This is a genomic window from Acinetobacter sp. UNC436CL71CviS28, assembly GCF_000620525.1.
GTDB lineage: Bacteria > Pseudomonadota > Gammaproteobacteria > Pseudomonadales > Moraxellaceae > Acinetobacter > Acinetobacter radioresistens.
In genome coordinates, this window is record NZ_JIBB01000027.1 from 1 (window position 1) to 17,961 (window position 17,961).

A 17,961-nucleotide genomic window follows, 5' to 3' on the forward strand; every position below is an offset into this window, starting at 1 on the left:
CAAAGGACGCGGGTTTAATCTTGAAAATACGCGCTTGACAGACCCTAGACGAGTGAAAAAATTGATTGCGGTGTTAGCTATAAGCTTCTGTTGGTGTTACTTAACGGGTGAATGGCAACATGATCAAAAAAAAGCGATAAAAATAAAGAAGCATGGACGACTCTCAATGAGTTTATTTCGCTATGGTTTAGACTATGTTCAAATGGCGATTCAGCGTTTAATTGGTTTTGGGAAAAAAGAAGAGTTTAAGGAAATTTTGGCAATTTTAAGAAGGCAGAACCCTGATAGGATAAGGGTTCTGTGAAATTTGTCGTGTACAGAGAAGATTTTTATAATTTTTAGGACCATATAAGACTGTACTTTATAAATTATTTTTCTAAATAATTGAAATTAAAACAAGTGAAGGATGAATAGACGAAAGATTTAAAAATGTGACTGTAGAAATTACAGCAAAGTAAAACAAAAACAGGTATTGTTTCTTCATAAAAAAGCAAAACTCCAGATTCGGCTTTAAGCAGGCCTTTCTGACTTTGCAGGTTTGTGAATTAGACATACAGCTCAAAAGGCTGACCTAAGTTCAAACAAGGAAGATTTATTCAGGATACTTTTTTTGCTTGCGTTATTATCCCAAAAAAAAGCAGCATTAAAAGAAACCTAAGATTTAGGTGTTTTATGACAGATACTCGTGAAAATTGGTCCGCGCGATCAGGTTTTATTATTGCGGCCATCGGTTCAGCCGTGGGGTTGGGAAATATTTGGCGCTTTCCCTATGTTGCCTATGAAAATGGCGGTGGTGCATTTTTAATTCCCTATCTTATTGCTTTATTAACAGCAGGATTACCCCTGCTATTTCTGGACTATGCCGTCGGGCACCGAAGCAATGGCGCACCGCCTAAGGCTTATAAAAAACTGTTTAAACCTGCTGAATCACTGGGCTGGTGGCAGGTGTGTGTATGTATCATTATTGCTTTGTACTATGCAGGAGTGCTCACCTGGGCGGGTAGTTATATATTTTTCTCTATGGGACAAATATGGGGGAATGACCCGGAGGCTTTCTTCTTCAAAACCTTCCTGAGAACTTCAGAAGCCAGCAATTTTGATATGTCTTTTGTTAGCCATCTTTTTTGGCCTCTGGTGGGTGTCTGGGCGCTGGTTTTGGCTATTCTCTATGGAGGCGTAAAAAAAGGAGTTGAGCTTTCTAACCGTATCTTTATGCCTTTACTGGTAGTGCTATTCACTATTCTGGTGATTCAGGCGTTACGCTTACCAGGGGCAGCTGATGGTTTGAATGCCTTCTTTACCCCGAACTGGAAAGCCATGATGGATTATAAGGTCTGGCTGGCAGCTTATGGTCATATCTTTTTTTCTTTGTCTGTTGGCTTCGGTATTATGGTGACCTACGCCTCCTATCTAAAGCCAAAAACCAATTTAACGGGTTCGGGTCTTATTGTCGGTTTTGCCAATTCGTCATTTGAGCTTCTAGCTGGTATTGGGGTATTTGCTGCATTGGGCTTTATGGCTCACTCGGCCGGTACTAGCGTACAGGAAGTAGTAAGTGGCGGGATCGGACTGGCCTTTATTGCATTTCCTAAACTGATTTCAAGTCTGGGAGCCGGGGCTGATCTGTTTGGTATTCTGTTCTTTGGTTCACTGTTTGTAGCTGGTGTAACTTCAATGGTCAGTATTCTGGAAGTGCCAATTGCTGCCATGCAGGACAAGTTAAACTGGAGCCGCAAGAAAGCTGTAAGTGTGATTGGTTTCAGTACAGGTGCGGTATCTATTTTCCTGTTCTCAAGTGTCAATGCCATCAAGCTGGTCGATATTATTGACCACTTTATTAATAACCTTGGAATTGTGTCGGGTGCTTTAGTTTCAATTATTATCGTTTCCTGGTTCAAACGTGTACTGATGACTGAACTAGAAATTCACATCAACTCGATTTCTACAGTTAAACTGGGCCGTACTTGGGAACTTACACTAACTGTAGTTACTCCAGTGGTACTGCTGTCAACTTTGGCACTGACTTTAAATGCCTTACTGCAAAAAGGCTATGGTGATTACTCCTTAAGCCTTCAGGTCTGGTTTGGCTGGGGCAGTATTATTTTCTGTGCGCTAGGCGCATTGCTGTTTACTAAGCTCAGTCAGCGTTAGGAGGTGATATGAATACATCTGCAATTATTATGCTGGTCATTTCCATTGTCTTTCTATGGGGTGGTCTAATTTTATCTATTCTTCACTTGATGCGACATCCTGAAGAGATCGATATTAATGACCAACATAGACTCTAAATAAAAATACATTGCTTCAATACTGAAAGCCTATAAAAAAAGTCATTATCTCTTGTAGATAATGACTTTTTACTTTTAAGGGACAAACCATGGATAACTTCATGCAGCAAGAAGTCCTGACAGCTTTTCTGGTCACTTTATTGGCCGGACTGGCCACAGTGATTGGCGGAGCGCTGGTCCTGTTTTTTAGGCAGCCCAGCTTCCGGTTTTTATCATTCGGTCTGGCCTTTTCAGCCGGTGCGATGGTTTACGTTTCGCTTACTGAAATTCTTAATAAATCTATTGCTTCTTTCTCTGGTGCTTTTGACCCTAAAACCGGTTATGCCTTGGGAACTTTTTCATTGCTGCTGGGCATTATTCTGGTATTACTACTTGATCACTTCATTCCTAACCCGCATGAAAGTGTAGAAAAAGGTACAGAGCATGGACTGGATCAGCAGCAGCTGATGCGGACGGGACTGCTGACCCTGTTTGCTATTACTGCCCATAATCTGCCCGAAGGTCTGGCAACTTTTTTTGCCACATTGGAAAGTCCGACCTTGGGAGCACCACTTGCAGTTGCAATTGCTATTCATAATATTCCTGAAGGGGTAGCCATTGCTTTACCCGTCTATATAGCCACTCAGAATAAAAAACTTGCTTTAGGTGCAAGCTTTGTTTCCGGTCTTGCTGAACCTATAGGTGCAGCACTTGGCTATTTTATTTTGCAGCCTTTCATGAGTGATGCAATTTATGGCATTGTCTTTGGAATTATTGGTGGAGTGATGGTTTATCTGGCCTTAGACGAGCTGCTGCCCACAGCCAAACGTTATAGCCAAGGCCATGAAACCGTATATGGACTGGTATCCGGCATGGCGATTTTGGCTTCAAGTCTGGTACTGTTCAGATTTATCAGTTAAGAGTGGCTGAATAAAAAAGTGGCTTAAATTGCCACTTTCTTAATTCTACAGTAATAAAAGCCATCGCCATGTCCAGGTTCTGGCAGCAGCTGACGGCCATAGAGCTGCTCAATCCCCCAATCTGCCTGGATCTTGTCTTCTACAGCATCTTTGTGTTCAATAAAGAACTGGGTCATTTGCTGCTCATTTTCAACTTTTAAAATCGAGCAGGTGATATAAAGCAAAGTTCCCCCAACATTAAGCTGTTGCCACATATGATGCAAAATCCGTTTTTGCAGATCGACAGTCTGGGCAATGTCTGAGGGCTGACGCAACAGCCGGATGTCGGGATGCCGGCGCAGGACCCCAATAGCCGAACAGGGCGCATCTAAAATAATACAATCTACTGGCTGTTCAGGCTGCCAGCGTGTTGCATCGCCTGTTTCAATCTGAACATGACCAGCTTCAAGGTCAAGCCGTTGCAGATTCTCTGTAATTCGTTTTAAACGCTGTGGGTCCTGATCTAATGCAACCAGTAGCGCAGGTTGGTACTTTTCTAAAAGATGCGCCGTTTTCCCGCCAGGCGCTGCACAGGCATCAATAACCGTTTTGGTATTCAGATTGGGCAAAAGGCTGGTACTTAGCTGGGCATGTTCATCCTGTACTGAAAACCAGCCCTCGTCATAACCTGGTAGTTCACGGATAGGCATACTCTGGTCCAGTACAATTCCTACCTCTGATACAACGCAGGCATGGGCCTGAATCTGTATATTATGCAGTTGTTCCAGATAGGCTTCACGACTGATTTTACGCTGGTTTACTCTTAGGGTCAGTGGGGCTGATTGCTTGAGGTTCTGGCTGAGTGACTGGATCTGCTCGGGCCAGTCTTTATTTAGTCGTTTAAACAGCCAGCTTGGCAGACCATGCGCCTGGTTCAGGGTGTGCTGAAATTGCTCGGTTTCCCGTGTGGCCCGCCTTAAAATGGCATTAACCACGCCACTGAGCGGATGAAAGCCCAGCTGTTTAGTTGCAGTGACCGTTTCCGAAATTGCAGCATGTGGCGCAATACGGGTGCAAAGTACCTGATACAACCCTAAATACAGGCAGGTTTCGACTACAGGATTATTCAGGGGCTTGGTCAGCAATGGCAGGGCCAGTGACTTGAGGGCGAACCATTGGCGTAAAGTACCTAGTAACAACTCATGGAACAAGGCTCGGTCACGGTCGGCCACCTGGTTTAGCTGCTGGTTCAGGATCAGTGACAGAGACTGGCCTTGTTGTACTGCCAGCAGACTATGCACCACTTGTGCACGTAAATTCAGGTCTGGACCGGGAGAGGGAATATAACTCATTGTAGGATTTGCCCAACCTTCAGTTTCTGGGTTTGATTAATTTGTACAGCATTCAGCGGTTTACCGCCTGGCCATTGCAGGCTGGTCAAGCAAAGTACAGTGTGCTGACCGCACTTTATATGAACCCCTTTTTTATCGACCGCAACAATCTCACCTGGCTGGGCGGCAGTATCTTGCTGGTCTGAAAGCCGTGATTCCCAGACACGCAGCGCAGTATGGTCATCTAGTTGACAAAATGCTACCGGCCACGGATTAAACGCCCGGATATTGCGGTCCAGAGCTACTGCATCCTGAGTCCAGTCAATTTCTGCTTCAGCCTTGCTCAGCTTATGGGCATACACAGCCAAGCTGTCATTCTGGACTTCACTATCAGCAAGTGCCTGTTGCAGGGTCTGCTCAGATTCGAGCACTGTACAGATGGCTTCAGCGCCTTGTACTGCGAGTTTATCATGCAGAGTTGCCGAGGTATCACTGGCCAGAATCGGACATAGCGTTTTAAGCATCATATCGCCTGTATCCAGCCCGGCAGCCATTTTCATAATAGTGACACCAGTAACCTGATCGCCTGTAGCGATAGCGCGCTGAATAGGGGCAGCACCACGCCAGCGTGGCAGCAGCGAACCGTGAATATTCAAGCAACCATATTTAGGAGTATCTAAAACAGCTTGTGGCAAAATTAGACCATAAGCCGCCACCACCATTACATCTGCATTAAGTGCGGCCAGCTGCTGCTGTGCGGCCAGCCCTTCTTCAGTACTGCTTTTAAAATGCAGAGGCTGAAAAACGGGTAGATCATGTGCAAGTGCCAGCTGTTTTACCGCTGAGGCAGTCAATTTCTGGCCGCGACCTGCCTTGCGGTCTGGCTGGGTATAAACCGCCACAATGTCATGAGGTGTTTTTAATAATGCATTTAAAGCTACTGCGGCAAATTCAGGGGTGCCGGCAAAAATGATTCTCACAAGTGCAATCCGCTATAAACTTGTTTCAAGTATAAGGCATAATCGGCTGGAGGCCTAAAAGCGATGCGTATCCGGCTGTAACCTGAACAAACTGGATGCTATATATGAACAAAAATTTATTTAAAACTATTTATTGATAATTTTATTTTATAGAAAAATAAAAAATTATTCATGCAAGTTTTCGGGATTATTCGAGAGATAAAGCCCTTTGCAGCTTTAAGAAATACAGAGGCTTCTATAGAATGATCACAATTAAAAAATACAGATGATGCGATCATAGCTACGGCCATCGCCTAAGCCACGGAGTGAGTTTTCATGAGCAAAGAAAATATACGCGAGCATTCAGCACCAGTTTATGAGGGCATCGAAAATGCGCCGGCACGTTCCATGATGCGTGCGGTGGGCTTTAATGATGATGATTTTACCCGTCCATTTATTGGTATTGCCTCGACTTGGGCAAATGTTACACCATGCAATATGCATATTGATGGTCTGGCGCGTGAAGTAGAAAGTGGCGTGAATACAGCCGGTGGTAAAGGAATCATTTTTAATACCATTACTATTTCTGACGGTATCTCAAATGGTACTGAAGGTATGAAATATTCACTGGTATCCCGCGAAATTATTGCTGACTCAATTGAAGCTGTTGTTGGCTGTCAGGCTTATGATGGCGTAATTGCAATTGGTGGCTGTGACAAGAATATGCCGGGATGCATCATGGGACTTGCCCGTCTGAACCGCCCGGGCCTGTTTATTTATGGTGGTACGATTCAACCGGGTGAAGGTCACACTGATATGATTTCGGTCTTTGAAGCAGTAGGCCAGCATGCCAAAGGTGAAATCAGTGCAATTCAGGTCAAGCAGATTGAAGAAGTGGCATTGCCTGGTCCGGGATCATGCGGTGGAATGTATACCGCAAATTCAATGGCCTCTGCCATTGAGGCGCTTGGCATGAGCTTGCCGGGTTCATCTTCGCAAGAAGCTATATCAAGTGACAAACAGCTCGATTGTGCGCGTGCTGGCGAAGCAGTAATGAACCTGTTACGTCTGGATATCAAGCCTCGCGATATCATGACCAAGGCGGCATTTGAAAACTCAATTAAAGTTCTGATTGCTCTGGGCGGTTCAACCAACGGTGTATTGCATTTGATTGCGATGGCACATACTGCCGGTGTCGAACTGACACTGGATGACTTCGTACGTATTGGCAAGGATATTCCGGTCGTTGCTGATGTACGCCCTTCAGGTAAATACCTGATGTCGGAACTGATTAAAATCGGAGGCATTCAGCCCCTGATGAAGCGGATGCTGGACCGTGGCATGCTGGATGGTTCTTGCATGACAGTAACTGGTAAGACTCTGGCTGAAAACTTGGCTGATGTAGAAGATTATCCTGAGGGTCAGCAGATTATCATGCCGTTTGATGCACCAATCAAAAAGGATTCACATCTGGTAGTGTTGAAGGGCAACTTGTCTCCTATGGGTGCCGTGGCAAAAATTACCGGTAAAGAAGGGCTTTACTTTGAAGGCCCGGCGCGGGTATTTGAAGGTGAAATTGGAGCTATGCGCGGTATTCTGGATGGCGAAGTTCAAGAAGGCGAAGTTGTGGTCATCCGTGGTGAAGGGCCAAAAGGTGGACCCGGTATGCCAGAAATGCTCAAGCCAACCTCTGCCATTATCGGTAAGGGCTTGGGCCAGACAGTTGCCCTGATTACAGATGGCCGCTTCTCGGGTGGTAGTCATGGTTTTGTAATTGGTCATGTAACTCCGGAAGCCTATGAAGGTGGACCGATTGGTCTGGTCAAAAATGGTGACCGGATTTCGATTAATGCCGAGACCCGTGAGATGACCCTGCATATTTCAGATGAAGAAATGGCAGCTCGTAAAGCCGTTTGGGTTAAACCGAAACCAAATTATACTTCGGGTGCGCTGGCCAAGTTTGCTAAACTGGCAGCAGGCGCAGACAAGGGTGCCGTTACTGATCTAAATCTGGATGTGTAATTGAACATTTTGTCCTGACTTGTTATAAACCCTTGTATTAAGACAAGGGTTTTTTATTTTTAGAGGCTACTCACATGTCACTGTTACGCCGTTGGTTTGATCCGATCCGATCGAGCTGGTTTTATCAAAAACCTTCCCGGCAGGCGGTATTGCCTACAGATCAGGGGCTGAGTATTTATCTGCGGCTGGATGATGTCTATAGTTATCTGGCTGCACAGCAGCTGACCCAGCTCGACAATATTCTCAGTGATGACATCAAGCCGCTCAAAATTATTATTTCAAGCCGGGCAGCTGAACCACCTAATAACATGACTGCCAGTGAATGGCAGGCCTATTGCGTTAATGATGCGCAGATTCTGGCAAAGCAGCACCGTTTTAGCTTTCATGAAACTCCGGAACTGCCTACTGCAGAGGCCTTGCAACAGGCCGAACTGATACTTCGTAATACACCGTTACAGGGGCGTAATTTCCTGTATCTGCTTGAGGATGTGTTTCATATGCTCTGGCAGCAGCAATATGGCAAGTTGCGCACACTGTATGCAATGGCCAAGCGCCATCAACAGCCGCATGACTATCCGGAGCGAATCTTTACAGATAATGCAATCTTGTCCAGCTACTTTGAGTTCGGTGGACGAAAATACCATGCAGTTGATGATCTGCTGCGTTTAACCCGCCGTCTCAAACAGCAAAAACTGCTGACGGGTAATCCGATTTTCCTGATCAATCATATCGAGTGGCGTGAGCATCTGCTCAGTGATGCTGAAGAGCTGTCAGATATTCAGAGTATGCATCCGGAGCTTGATCTGTATATTGCACTTGAAGACCCTATTAGCTGGCTACTGCTGGCTTATATTAAAGAAGAGTTGGCAGATTATTATAATATCCAGTTGCAGGTTTATCCGCTCAGTTACCATGGCCGTGACTGGTTTGACTGGAGTCTGGCCACCCGCCTATCAAAACGCACCGAAGTTGCTTTTACGCCATTTTGCCGCCCCACTCAGGAAGCAACTTTAAATATGGCACGATTATTTTATAGTGTGCCGGAAGAACAGCGTATTGAAACCATGTACACTCTACTCAAAGCAGTGTGGACGCAAGGCAAAGATTTGTCGTATAAACCGCATTTTATGCAACTACAGCATAGTCTGGGAATTGAGCAGCTTGGTGAACAGGATGTTGTGACATTACTGGAAAAGAATGATATGCACTGTGAAAACATGCACCAACCTAGTTTACCAGTATTGCAATTACGGATTGATGGGCAGAGCTATACCTTTAACAGCCTGTACCGGGTCTGGATGATTGAAAGTATTTTTAACAATGTATTGGAAGAAAAGTATAAAACTGAAAATGATGCAGAGCATCAGCAGAGGGATTAATCAAAGAACCTGAACCCGACTGGAATAAAAAAACAGCTGTAAGTTCCAAGCAGTAATATATCAGTTATATTTTCTTTGACCAGACTGAGCTGACAGCCTGCTGGTTCAGAACCTCCAACAATTCTTTATAGTCCTGCACTATATAGTCCGCTTTAAGACGGATTTGATCCTGTTCATGTTGGGAATGTTCATCATATATGGCCACGACCTGTATGCCAGCCGCATGTGCTGCCTCTACACCGACCAGCGAGTCTTCAATAATCAGGCATTCACTGGCTGTAATCTGAAAATGTGCCAAGGTCTTAAGGTAAACTTCAGGATCCGGTTTAATGCGCGTAACATTTTCGCGGGTAAGAATGAGGGAAAACTGGGTATTAAAATCTATCTTCTGGTAAATGTTGGGATTATTCTGCTGATAACGCTGGATATTATGAATACTGGTTGTGGTGGCGAGGGCCAGCAGAAAATTCTGCTGTTGTAATTCCTTTATGAAATGCTCGGCATACGGTTTTAAACGTATTACCTGATCAAGAAAATGCTGGGAGATGGTATAACGTAATGTTTTGATTTCCTGTTTTGATAAAGCAGAACCATAACTGTCTTTTAAAAAACCACAATATTCTAGGTATGGATCAGCATGAGTCCTGAATAGATTCAGTTGCTGGTCGCGCTGCTGTTGAATCTGTGACAGTGAGATGTTCTGGCCCCTCAAGCTTTCAATCAGGTGGGCATCAATATCATTCCAGATACCAACTGAATCGATCAATGTTCCATCCAGATCAAAACAGATTACTTTTTTGTTACTAAACATGGTACGTATTCTTTACTCAGCCCAAGCGCATGGAAGTATAACATGGGCGGCTAAAACAGTTTTCCGCTCTGTCCCTTATATCATTTGGCCTCAATCTTCTGTTGAGGCCTGCTCCATAAAACCCTGATATTGGAAGTTGCTGACTTTACTTAAAATAATCGCTCTACCCAAAGGGATGAGTTGAATGCTTGGTTATGTCATAGGTGTATTTGCAGTAGCGGGAATGATCAAGGGAACTATTGGTCTGGGCCTGCCCGCAGTTTCAATGGGATTGCTAAGTCTGGTGATCAATCCATTTCAGGCGGCTACCTTATTGATTATACCTTCCATGGTCACCAACTTTTGGCAGCTTTTTGCCGAAGGCCATGTGGTACGACTGATCCGACGTTTCTGGCCGATGCTAGTGGGAATAGTCACCGGGACAATATGGAGTATTTTTCCAACCCTGGGTGAAACAGATATGGCGTTTCATAGCGAAATTTTACTAGGGGCTATGTTGGCGCTTTACGGACTATATGGCCTGTGCGCTAAAAATATGCCGAATCTGGCACCGTATGAGAAATGGCTTTCTCCAGCAATAGGATATCTGGGCGGAGCACTGACGGTAGCAACTGGGGTAGTAGTCATCCCGGTTGTCCCTTATTTGCAGTCTTTACAGCTTAAAAAAGATGATCTGGTACAGTCCTTGGGGTTAGCTTTTACCGTTTCCACACTGTGTCTGGCTATTTTTCTGCATCAAAACCCGGTTGATAATACACCGATTGATTATACTCTATCAATGATTGCCTTGATTCCGGCACTTATTGGCATGTGGTTGGGTACTAAAATCCGTTATCAGATAAGCGAGCAGAAATTCCGGAAAGTGTTTTTTATTGGTCTGGTTTTATTCGGCAGTTATATGATGCTACACCAGTTAGGCTGGCTCTAGCCCAGACTGAGCTGACTTTTCTTTGCCAGCAAAAACTGGCTGAAATGCTGATATGGCACAGGCAGCTCGTCAAAACTACGTGCGGCCAATAAGAGTTTACGATTGGCCCAAGCACCATTCAGCTTGATCTGATGGAAGGTGTAATGAACACTTAGTCGCATGGCTGCACGTTTAGGCATAACTGCCACCCCTACGCCATTGGCAACTACCTGGGCAATGGCTGCAAAATTTGGCAGGCGTAAACGGTACTGGATAGCGCAGCCAAGAAGCTGGGCTTGGGTTTCAATTGACTGCTGTAGAGAATGATGCTGCATTAATCCGACAAAAGGCTGGGTGAGCGTATCGGCCAGAACCAATTCTTTAAAATGACTCAGTTCATGCTTTAGGGGGCAGATCAGTACCAAAGGATCATCAGAGAACTCCAGTGTCTGTAACTGATGGGCCTGAAAGAAACTGGAAATCAGGCCCAGGAGCGCCGTCCCCTTATCCAATGCATAAATAATATCGTTACTTTCTGCCTCTTTCAGATCGATTCTGACCTGAGGATTTTCAACCAGATACTGGGGTAGCAACTGTGGCAGATACTCACTTTGTGCAGATGAGTTACACCAGAGTGCGACTTCACAGCTTAAATTTCTGGAGAAAGGTAGCATACTGTGCTGTAAATGCCGCCCTTGCTGGATCATCAATGTGGCCTGCTCGGCAAAGGCTTGTCCGGCTAAGGTCAGACTAACACCAGAAGAGTGCCGGATAAACAGCTGTACGGTAAACTGCTGTTCCAGTTTTTTGATACGTTCACTGGCTGCCTGCAAGGAAATGGCTGAGCGCTCGGCACCCCGGGTCAGACTGCCACTGTCTACAATATTCAAAAAAAGCTGCAGATCAAATAAGTCAAGGCGCATGGCTGAGCTGTTCTGGGAAAGTACCTCTATCTTACTAAAACCCCCATAAAAAAAGCAGCCCGAAGGCTGCCGAAATCAACAGATCAAATCAGGTTTTATCTTTAAGGCTAAAAAACCAGTTCAATAAAATTGCTGCGAAGGTTGCAGTACCAATACCGCCCAGATTAAAGTTGCCAAAGACCAGCTCAAAATTACCGGCTCCCAGAATAATAGTCACGGCAGCAACTACCAGATTTTTGTTATTAGCAAAATCGACCTTGTTTTCAATCCAGATTTTGGCGCCGGCAATGGTAATCAGGCCAAATACTACAATTGATGCACCTGTCAGGATAGCGGTAGGAATAGTAGAGATGACTGCACCAAATTTTGGTGAAAGGCCCAGAAAAATTGCAAAGATACCGGCAATCACAAAAATAATGGTGGAGTAAACCCGGGTAATTGCCATTACCCCAATATTTTCACCATAGGTGGTCATACCGGGAGCACCAACACTGCCTGACAGTGAAGTCGCAATCCCGTCTGCAACAAATGCCTTGCCTAGATGCGGGGTCAGGTTTTCACCTGTCATCGCCCCAACTGCCTTGATATGTCCCAGGTTTTCAGCTACCAGGATCAGTGCAACAGGTGCAATAATCAGCATGGCATTCATTTCAAACCGGGGCGTGGTCATACTTGGAAGTCCGAACCAGGCTGCATTCGAGATGACTGAAAAATCAATCGGTTTACCATAGCCCAGCACATTACTAATGATAAAATAAAGCAGGTAAGACAGTAGTAGCCCAACCAGCAATAATAAACGCTGCAAAAGTCCACGGGTAAAGACTGCGATAATACCCATAGAAAGTACCGTTAGTAGCGCCATCCACATATCAAACTGATTGCCTGCTACACTCTTGACAGTCACTGGCGCAAGGTTCAGGCCAATAATCATTACCACTGCGCCTGTTACCACAGGAGGCATCAGTTTCTCGATCCAGCGGGTACCAGTCAGCATGACAATGAAACCGATGATGGCATAAAATACCCCGCAGGCCACTATACCGCCCAAAGCAACAGCCAGGTTCGGATTGACACCGCTACCAATGGCATGGCCACTTGCTGCTGCGACTACACCAATGAAAGCAAAGCTTGAACCCAGATAACTTGGTACCCGACCGCCTGTAATTAAAAAGAATAAAATGGTGCAGATCCCGGACATCAAAATAGCCAGGTTAGGATCAAAGCCCATCAGTAAAGGTGCAAGTACCGTTGCGCCAAACATGGCAAATGCATGCTGGATACCTAAAACTACACTTTGTGCCGGAGGGAGATATTCATTGGTAGAGACGGGTCGCTGGTCAATATGACCGGCATAAGGACGCCATTTGGGAAACCAATTGGACATAAAATGAGCTCTTGAAATTCAAACTGGCGACATCATACTCTTTCTTTTCTGGAGAATTAATCTCTCCAGTAAAATTAAATGATGATAATTACAATAGTTTTTTGGTTTTTTTACCAACCGGTAAAAAGGTTGAATACGCTAAATTTTACGAAATCAATCAATTAATTTATGATTTTTTAGAGTATTGACTTTAAAAATAATTTTTGCATGAGATAAAAATAATATGTTTTAAGCAGTATTTTTTTAAAGGAGCCTAATCGGAATGGCAAAACGGATGAGAGCTACATATTGATCTGCCAGTAAATTAAATCTTATTTACTGGCAGAGATTTTAAGTATTTAAAACCTATTTGCTAAAGTATGGATTAGCCTGTGTTACGTAAACCTGCGGCAATACCCGCAATACTGACCATCAGGGCATGGTCAACCGGTGTATGTTCAAGTTGCTGTTCAGCCAGATAGATCCGGCGGCGTTTCATCAATTTGGCCTGTAACAGGTGCAGGGGCAACAGATACGGTTTACGCACCCGCATTGACTGGTCCAGTACTTCATTATGACTGAGCAGCTTGGATTCGCCCTTGAGTGCCAGTAAAGTCTGAACTGCATCTTGCAGACGCTGACGCAACTCTTGTCCAAGTGCTTTGAGTTCAGGATCATCAGTCAGATGAGCCTCATAATATAGCGCTACATGGGCATCGGCCTTGGACAGCACCATTTCCAGCATGTCTATCAGTGTCTGAAAATAAGGCCATTGCTGTAACATTTCATCCAGCAGTTCTTTTTGGCCCTCATCCAGTACCTGATTCAGCGCAGCACCTGTACCCAGCCAGGCAGGGAGCATCAGCCGAATCTGGGTCCAGGCAAATACCCATGGAATAGCACGCAGGGATTCGATACCGCCACTAACTTTACGTTTGGCCGGGCGTGAGCCTAGCGGCAGCATCTGTAGTTCCAGCTCAGGAGTTACAGTACGCAGATATTGCACAAAGTGTGGATTCTCCCGTACAGTCTGGCGATAGACCTGTACTGAAAGATCAGTCATGCAATGCATCAGTTCACGCCATTCGGCTTTAGGTTCTGGCGGTGGCAATAAAGTTGCCTCTAGCGTTGCCGCGGTATAAATTTCCAGATTTTGCAGGGCAATACCTTCCACACCAAATTTGAAGCGGATCATTTCACCCTGTTCTGTTACCCGAATAGCCCCTGATATTGAACCGGGCGGCTGGGAGAATAAAGCCTGCTGGGTCGGTGCTCCACCACGGCTAATAGAACCACCACGACCATGAAACAAAGTCAGCTGAACAGCATGTTGCCGGGCCACCGCAGTTAGCTCTTCCTGAGCACGGTATTGTGCCCAGTTGGCAGACATAAAGCCGGCATCTTTTGCGGAGTCGGAATATCCGATCATTACCTCATGCTTACCCTGAATGTGCTGTCTGTACCAGTGCATATTGAACAGTGTCGCCATCGTAGCGGCTGCACCATCCAGATCCTTTAAGGTTTCGAACAGGGGCACAACACGCAATGGTCGTTGTATACCTGCTTCTTTTTGCAGTAGCAGTACGGCCAGTACATCGCTCGGGTACTCCGCCATAGATATAATATAAGCACCCAGGCTTTCAGATGGCTGTTCGGCCAAGGTCTGCATGGTCGCAAACACTTCCTGAACATCGGGATGCAGGATCAGACTTTGTGCCGGCTCATTGAAGTGTTTAGGCAGTAAAGGCCGTTTACTTTGTAATTCCTGCAACAAGAAGTTCTGGCGTGCCTGTTCTGTCCAGGTGTCAAAATTTCCCAGACCCAAGTATTCAGTAATGGCCGAGATGGCTTGGCGATGACGGCCCGACTCCTGACGGACATCCAGTTTTAAGAGTTCGATACCAAAACAGTTAACCCGACGGATAAAATCCAGCAGTCGGCCATTGGCAATTTCTGGCAGGTTACAGGCCATCAGTGAGCGATAACAGAGAAGTAAAGGCTGGAGTAATTCGTCCTTGCTATGAATAACAAGGCTGGCGTCAGCATCTTGCCCCTGTAATTTCTGTGCAAGCCAGTGACGGGTAGCGCGTAAACGTTCGCGTGTTTGACGCAGATATTCCCGGTAGGGTTCAGGGTGGGTATATCCCAACGCTTCGCTCATTTCCTCGGAGCAGTTCTGAATGGAAAGTTCCCAGCGCAAGGCTTCAATATCACGTACATACAGATCAGCAGCCTGCCAGCGTGATAGCCATAAAACTTCCTGTGTAACCTGATGGGTTACATTCGGATTCCCGTCCCGGTCGCCGCCCATCCATGAAGCAAAGCGAATAGGTGCAACTTCGAGCGGCAGAGGTCGGCCACAATGCTCGAGTACCAGCTGATCCAGTTCATGAATAAATTTAGGTACAGCATTCCACAGGGTTTGTTCAATAGTGGTAAAACCCCATTTTGCCTCATCAATCGGGGTTGGACGATGCTGGCGGATTTCATCGGTTTGCCAGGCTGAACAGATCAGCTGCTTCATTTCATCCAGCACACTCTGACGTTCATGAGGGGTCAGTTTTTGCTGGTCCAGACGCGACAGGCACTGGTTGATTCCGTCATATTTCTGAATCAGGGTACGGCGGCTGACTTCTGTAGGATGTGCGGTCAGTACCAGCTCGATCTTGAGTTCACAAACTTGCTGGTAGAGCGCATCAGCACTGATATCTTTTTGTTTAAATTTCTGAAACAGGTGATCAAGCGGGTTTGGAGAAGGAGCATTTTCATCGAATTCATGCTGTCTCCGGCTGCGGACCAGATGATATTGCTCGGCAATATTGGCAAAGTTCAGAAAATGGGAAAAAGCCCGGGTCAGGGGCAGAATTTCTTCATCTTTTAATGTTGAAAATAGTTCTTCGAGCTGTTTTTCTGCTTCTTTTTGTCCGTCACGCGCACCTTTAGCTAAAGCACGAATCTGTTCAATCTGATTAAACAAATCCTGTCCCGCATGCAGTTTGAGGGTTTCACCCAGAAGATTACCGAGCAAACGGACATCTTCACGTAACGGGGCATCAATTTGTTGAATCATCACCTTTCTCCTGAGGCTGTTTTCCTTATATCTTTTTGACTATACCGCGATTATGTGACTTGCCAAGACAGAGAATTTGAATTCCTGATCTTTTGTGCAAAAAATAACAGGCAATACAGTTAAATTTTTTAAAATAGAGTAGAGGTCTGGTTCAAGGTAGAGATGAGCGAACCTGATAGCGTAATAAAAACAGTTCAATGGCCTGCTGAATCATGCAGTCACGTTCTTGCTGATCTGGGACCGGCTGCATACCAAGTAATACATGCTGATGTCGGATACCCAATAACAGGGAAAGTAATAGCTCGGTATACATGACCGGGGCAGCTGGCTGAATAAAGCTCAACTCAATAGCCTGGCGGAAGAAATCTGTCAGGCTATTGGTCAGGCGCTGATGCGAAGCCTTAAAAAACTGTTCTACCAGAGGACTCTGCTCGGCTGCCAGCTGCAGCAGGATATATTCGAGCTTGAGCGCTTCTGGCAGGTAAATTAAATGTAATACCCGGCTACAGACCTGATACAGCTCTTTAGCAAAATGGCTTTGTGCATGCAGACTGAACTGGCGGGCCGGTATCGCTTCCTCGCAACTTTCTTCAATGGCACAGGTAAATAAAGTGGCTTTGTCCTGAAAATGATTATAGACCGTCAGCTTGGTTACACCGGTTTCAGATGCAATCTGGTTCATACTGGAGCCGTGATAGCCCTGTTTTAAAAACATACACTTGGCTGCGGCCAGGATCCGGGCTCGTTTTTCCAAATCTTTAGGACGACCTGCTGTTATTTGCACACCATTATCCAGAAACTTTAAATAAAAGAAGAATTAAAAATATTTTAATTTATGTACCGCGCGGTATATTAATTAAAAAACAAACAAACTATGATGCAAATATATTGTGCCTTAAAAAACCAGTTTGAATAAGAGCGATAAGATATGAATCTGTTAAAACCTCTCATCATGAGTATGATGATTGTTTGCATGGTCACATTAATGGGGTGTAGTAAAGAGGCTCCCAAAACAGAAGAAATACCCTATGTGATGGTGACCCAGCCTTCAACCACACTTCACGAACAAAAAAGCTATGCTGGAGATGTACAGGCTCGACAACAAACTGCCTTGGCATTTCGGGTGGGTGGACAAGTTACGGCTCGCTATGTGGATGTAGGTGACCGGGTTAGAGTTGGGCAAGTATTAGCAAAACTCGATGTGGCGGATGCACAGCTACAATTAAATGCTGCCAAAGCTCAATTAGAAAACGCACAGGCAGCAGCAAAAACAGCCTCAGATGAGCTTAAGCGGTTTCAACAATTATTACCCATAAATGCCGTAAGCCGTTCGCAATACGATACGGTAAAAAATCAATATGATGCGGCTCAGGCAGCATTACAACAAGCTCGTTCTAATTATGAAGTTTCTGCCAACCAGACTGGTTATAACCAACTTGTTTCTAATAAAAACGGGGTGATTACAGCGCGTAATATTGAAATTGGACAGGTGGTTGCAGCAGGGCAAGCGGCTTATCAACTGGCAATTGATGGTGAACGTGAAGTGGTCATCGGCGTACCGGAACAAGCAGTTAGCGAGATTAAAGTTGGCCAAGCGGCATGGATAACTTTGTGGTCTAAACCGAACGAACGATTTGCCGGATATGTACGCGAAGTTTCTCCAGCTGCTGACCAGTCCCGTACATTCACAGTTAAGGTGGCACTCAAAGAAGGTCAGTCTGCTATTCAGCTTGGACAAAGTGCACGCGTATTTTTTAGTTCGACTCAAACTAATGTCATGAGTGTGCCACTTTCGAGTGTATCTGCAACAGATAACCAACCTTATGTATGGGTGGTAAATGCGAATCAGACCTTACGTAAAGTACCTGTAACGATTGGTGCTTATGGCAGAGATAGTGTGCCGGTATTATCGGGTTTAACACCAAATGATTGGGTTGTGATTGGTGGTGTGCACTTGCTGCGCGATAAACAGAAGATTCACCCGATTGATCGTGAAAATCGTGCAGTGAAAATTCAGGGAGCCAAATAAC

Annotated in this window: 14 protein-coding genes and 1 pseudogene; 8 read left to right on the forward strand and 7 right to left on the reverse strand. The window is 45.2% G+C overall.

The window, feature by feature from the left end:
• From N518_RS0110620 to zupT, 4 genes and pseudogenes are all read left to right on the forward strand, one after another.
• Positions 1 to 304: pseudogene (locus N518_RS0110620) on the forward strand (IS4 family transposase); the annotation flags it as partial.
• A 368-nt stretch (positions 305 to 672) separates the two neighbouring features.
• Positions 673 to 2,151, forward strand: coding sequence for a sodium-dependent transporter (locus tag N518_RS0110625; RefSeq protein ID WP_005017616.1), 1,479 nt, complete (start codon positions 673 to 675; stop codon positions 2,149 to 2,151).
• Positions 2,152 to 2,159: 8 nt separating this feature from the next.
• Complete coding sequence (locus N518_RS16790) at positions 2,160 to 2,288, forward strand: methionine/alanine import family NSS transporter small subunit (RefSeq protein ID WP_005017618.1); 129 nt, start codon at positions 2,160 to 2,162, stop codon at positions 2,286 to 2,288.
• A gap of 89 nt (positions 2,289 to 2,377) precedes the next feature.
• The gene (zupT, locus tag N518_RS0110635; protein WP_005023887.1) at positions 2,378 to 3,187 is read left to right on the forward strand and encodes a zinc transporter ZupT; all 810 of its coding nucleotides are present in this window, start codon (positions 2,378 to 2,380) and stop codon (positions 3,185 to 3,187) included.
• 23 nt (positions 3,188 to 3,210) lie between these two features.
• Here the strand turns inward: zupT and rsmB are convergent, their stop codons facing one another.
• Both rsmB and fmt read right to left on the reverse strand, forming a co-directional pair.
• Positions 3,211 to 4,518, reverse strand: a complete 1,308-nt coding sequence (gene rsmB / locus N518_RS0110640; RefSeq protein WP_026444226.1) for a 16S rRNA (cytosine(967)-C(5))-methyltransferase RsmB — start codon at positions 4,516 to 4,518, stop codon at positions 3,211 to 3,213.
• Positions 4,515 to 5,477 (reverse strand): methionyl-tRNA formyltransferase, encoded by a 963-nt coding sequence (fmt, locus tag N518_RS0110645; protein ID WP_005023891.1) that lies wholly within the window; start codon positions 5,475 to 5,477, stop codon positions 4,515 to 4,517. The genes rsmB and fmt overlap by 4 nt, the downstream gene beginning before the upstream one ends.
• 315 nt (positions 5,478 to 5,792) lie before the next feature.
• On the opposite strand from fmt, the gene ilvD reads away from it, so the two are divergent.
• Positions 5,793 to 7,478, forward strand: coding sequence for a dihydroxy-acid dehydratase (gene ilvD, locus N518_RS0110650; RefSeq protein ID WP_005023893.1), 1,686 nt, complete (start codon positions 5,793 to 5,795; stop codon positions 7,476 to 7,478).
• Between the two features lie 74 nt (positions 7,479 to 7,552).
• The gene (locus tag N518_RS0110655; RefSeq protein ID WP_005023895.1) at positions 7,553 to 8,857 is read left to right on the forward strand and encodes a hypothetical protein; all 1,305 of its coding nucleotides are present in this window, start codon (positions 7,553 to 7,555) and stop codon (positions 8,855 to 8,857) included.
• Positions 8,858 to 8,921: 64 nt separating this feature from the next.
• On the opposite strand, the gene N518_RS0110660 is transcribed toward N518_RS0110655, so the two are convergent.
• Positions 8,922 to 9,668, reverse strand: a complete 747-nt coding sequence (locus N518_RS0110660; protein ID WP_005023898.1) for an HAD family hydrolase — start codon at positions 9,666 to 9,668, stop codon at positions 8,922 to 8,924.
• Between the two features lie 184 nt (positions 9,669 to 9,852).
• Here N518_RS0110660 and N518_RS0110665 point away from each other — a divergent pair, with 184 nt between their 5' ends.
• Positions 9,853 to 10,596, forward strand: a complete 744-nt coding sequence (locus N518_RS0110665; protein WP_005023901.1) for a sulfite exporter TauE/SafE family protein — start codon at positions 9,853 to 9,855, stop codon at positions 10,594 to 10,596.
• Here the strand turns inward: N518_RS0110665 and N518_RS0110670 are convergent.
• The 4 genes from N518_RS0110670 to N518_RS0110685 form a co-directional block, all read right to left on the reverse strand.
• A complete protein-coding gene (locus tag N518_RS0110670; RefSeq protein ID WP_005017641.1) occupies positions 10,593 to 11,498 on the reverse strand; it encodes a LysR substrate-binding domain-containing protein in 906 nt (301 codons plus the stop codon). The genes N518_RS0110665 and N518_RS0110670 overlap by 4 nt on opposite strands.
• Before the next feature lie 88 nt (positions 11,499 to 11,586).
• Positions 11,587 to 12,882, reverse strand: a complete 1,296-nt coding sequence (locus tag N518_RS0110675) for a solute carrier family 23 protein (protein WP_005023905.1) — start codon at positions 12,880 to 12,882, stop codon at positions 11,587 to 11,589.
• A gap of 364 nt (positions 12,883 to 13,246) precedes the next feature.
• Positions 13,247 to 15,931: a phosphoenolpyruvate carboxylase gene (gene ppc, locus N518_RS0110680; protein WP_026444227.1), complete on the reverse strand. Its 2,685-nt coding sequence runs from the start codon at positions 15,929 to 15,931 to the stop codon at positions 13,247 to 13,249.
• 151 nt (positions 15,932 to 16,082) lie between these two features.
• On the reverse strand, positions 16,083 to 16,715 hold the full coding sequence (locus N518_RS0110685; protein WP_026444228.1) for a TetR/AcrR family transcriptional regulator: 633 nt from the start codon (positions 16,713 to 16,715) through the stop codon (positions 16,083 to 16,085).
• A 144-nt stretch (positions 16,716 to 16,859) separates the two neighbouring features.
• Between N518_RS0110685 and N518_RS0110690 the strand changes: the two genes are divergently transcribed.
• Complete coding sequence (locus N518_RS0110690) at positions 16,860 to 17,960, forward strand: efflux RND transporter periplasmic adaptor subunit (RefSeq protein WP_001050644.1); 1,101 nt, start codon at positions 16,860 to 16,862, stop codon at positions 17,958 to 17,960.
• The last annotated feature ends 1 nt before the right edge of the window (position 17,961 follow it).

Bases quoted from the DNA above. Each gene is read 5' to 3' on its own strand.
- zupT (WP_005023887.1), top strand. From the start codon at position 2,378: ATGGATAACTTCATGCAGCAAGAAGTCCTGACAGCTTTTCTGGTCACT.
- N518_RS0110660 (WP_005023898.1), bottom strand. From the start codon at position 9,668: ATGTTTAGTAACAAAAAAGTAATCTGTTTTGATCTGGATGGAACATTG.
- ilvD (WP_005023893.1), top strand. From the start codon at position 5,793: ATGAGCAAAGAAAATATACGCGAGCATTCAGCACCAGTTTATGAGGGC.
- N518_RS0110655 (WP_005023895.1), top strand. From the start codon at position 7,553: ATGTCACTGTTACGCCGTTGGTTTGATCCGATCCGATCGAGCTGGTTT.
- N518_RS0110675 (WP_005023905.1), bottom strand. From the start codon at position 12,882: ATGTCCAATTGGTTTCCCAAATGGCGTCCTTATGCCGGTCATATTGAC.
- ppc (WP_026444227.1), bottom strand. From the start codon at position 15,931: ATGATTCAACAAATTGATGCCCCGTTACGTGAAGATGTCCGTTTGCTC.
- N518_RS0110670 (WP_005017641.1), bottom strand. From the start codon at position 11,498: ATGCGCCTTGACTTATTTGATCTGCAGCTTTTTTTGAATATTGTAGAC.
- N518_RS0110690 (WP_001050644.1), top strand. From the start codon at position 16,860: ATGAATCTGTTAAAACCTCTCATCATGAGTATGATGATTGTTTGCATG.
- N518_RS0110665 (WP_005023901.1), top strand. From the start codon at position 9,853: ATGCTTGGTTATGTCATAGGTGTATTTGCAGTAGCGGGAATGATCAAG.
- rsmB (WP_026444226.1), bottom strand. From the start codon at position 4,518: ATGAGTTATATTCCCTCTCCCGGTCCAGACCTGAATTTACGTGCACAA.
- N518_RS16790 (WP_005017618.1), top strand. From the start codon at position 2,160: ATGAATACATCTGCAATTATTATGCTGGTCATTTCCATTGTCTTTCTA.
- N518_RS0110625 (WP_005017616.1), top strand. From the start codon at position 673: ATGACAGATACTCGTGAAAATTGGTCCGCGCGATCAGGTTTTATTATT.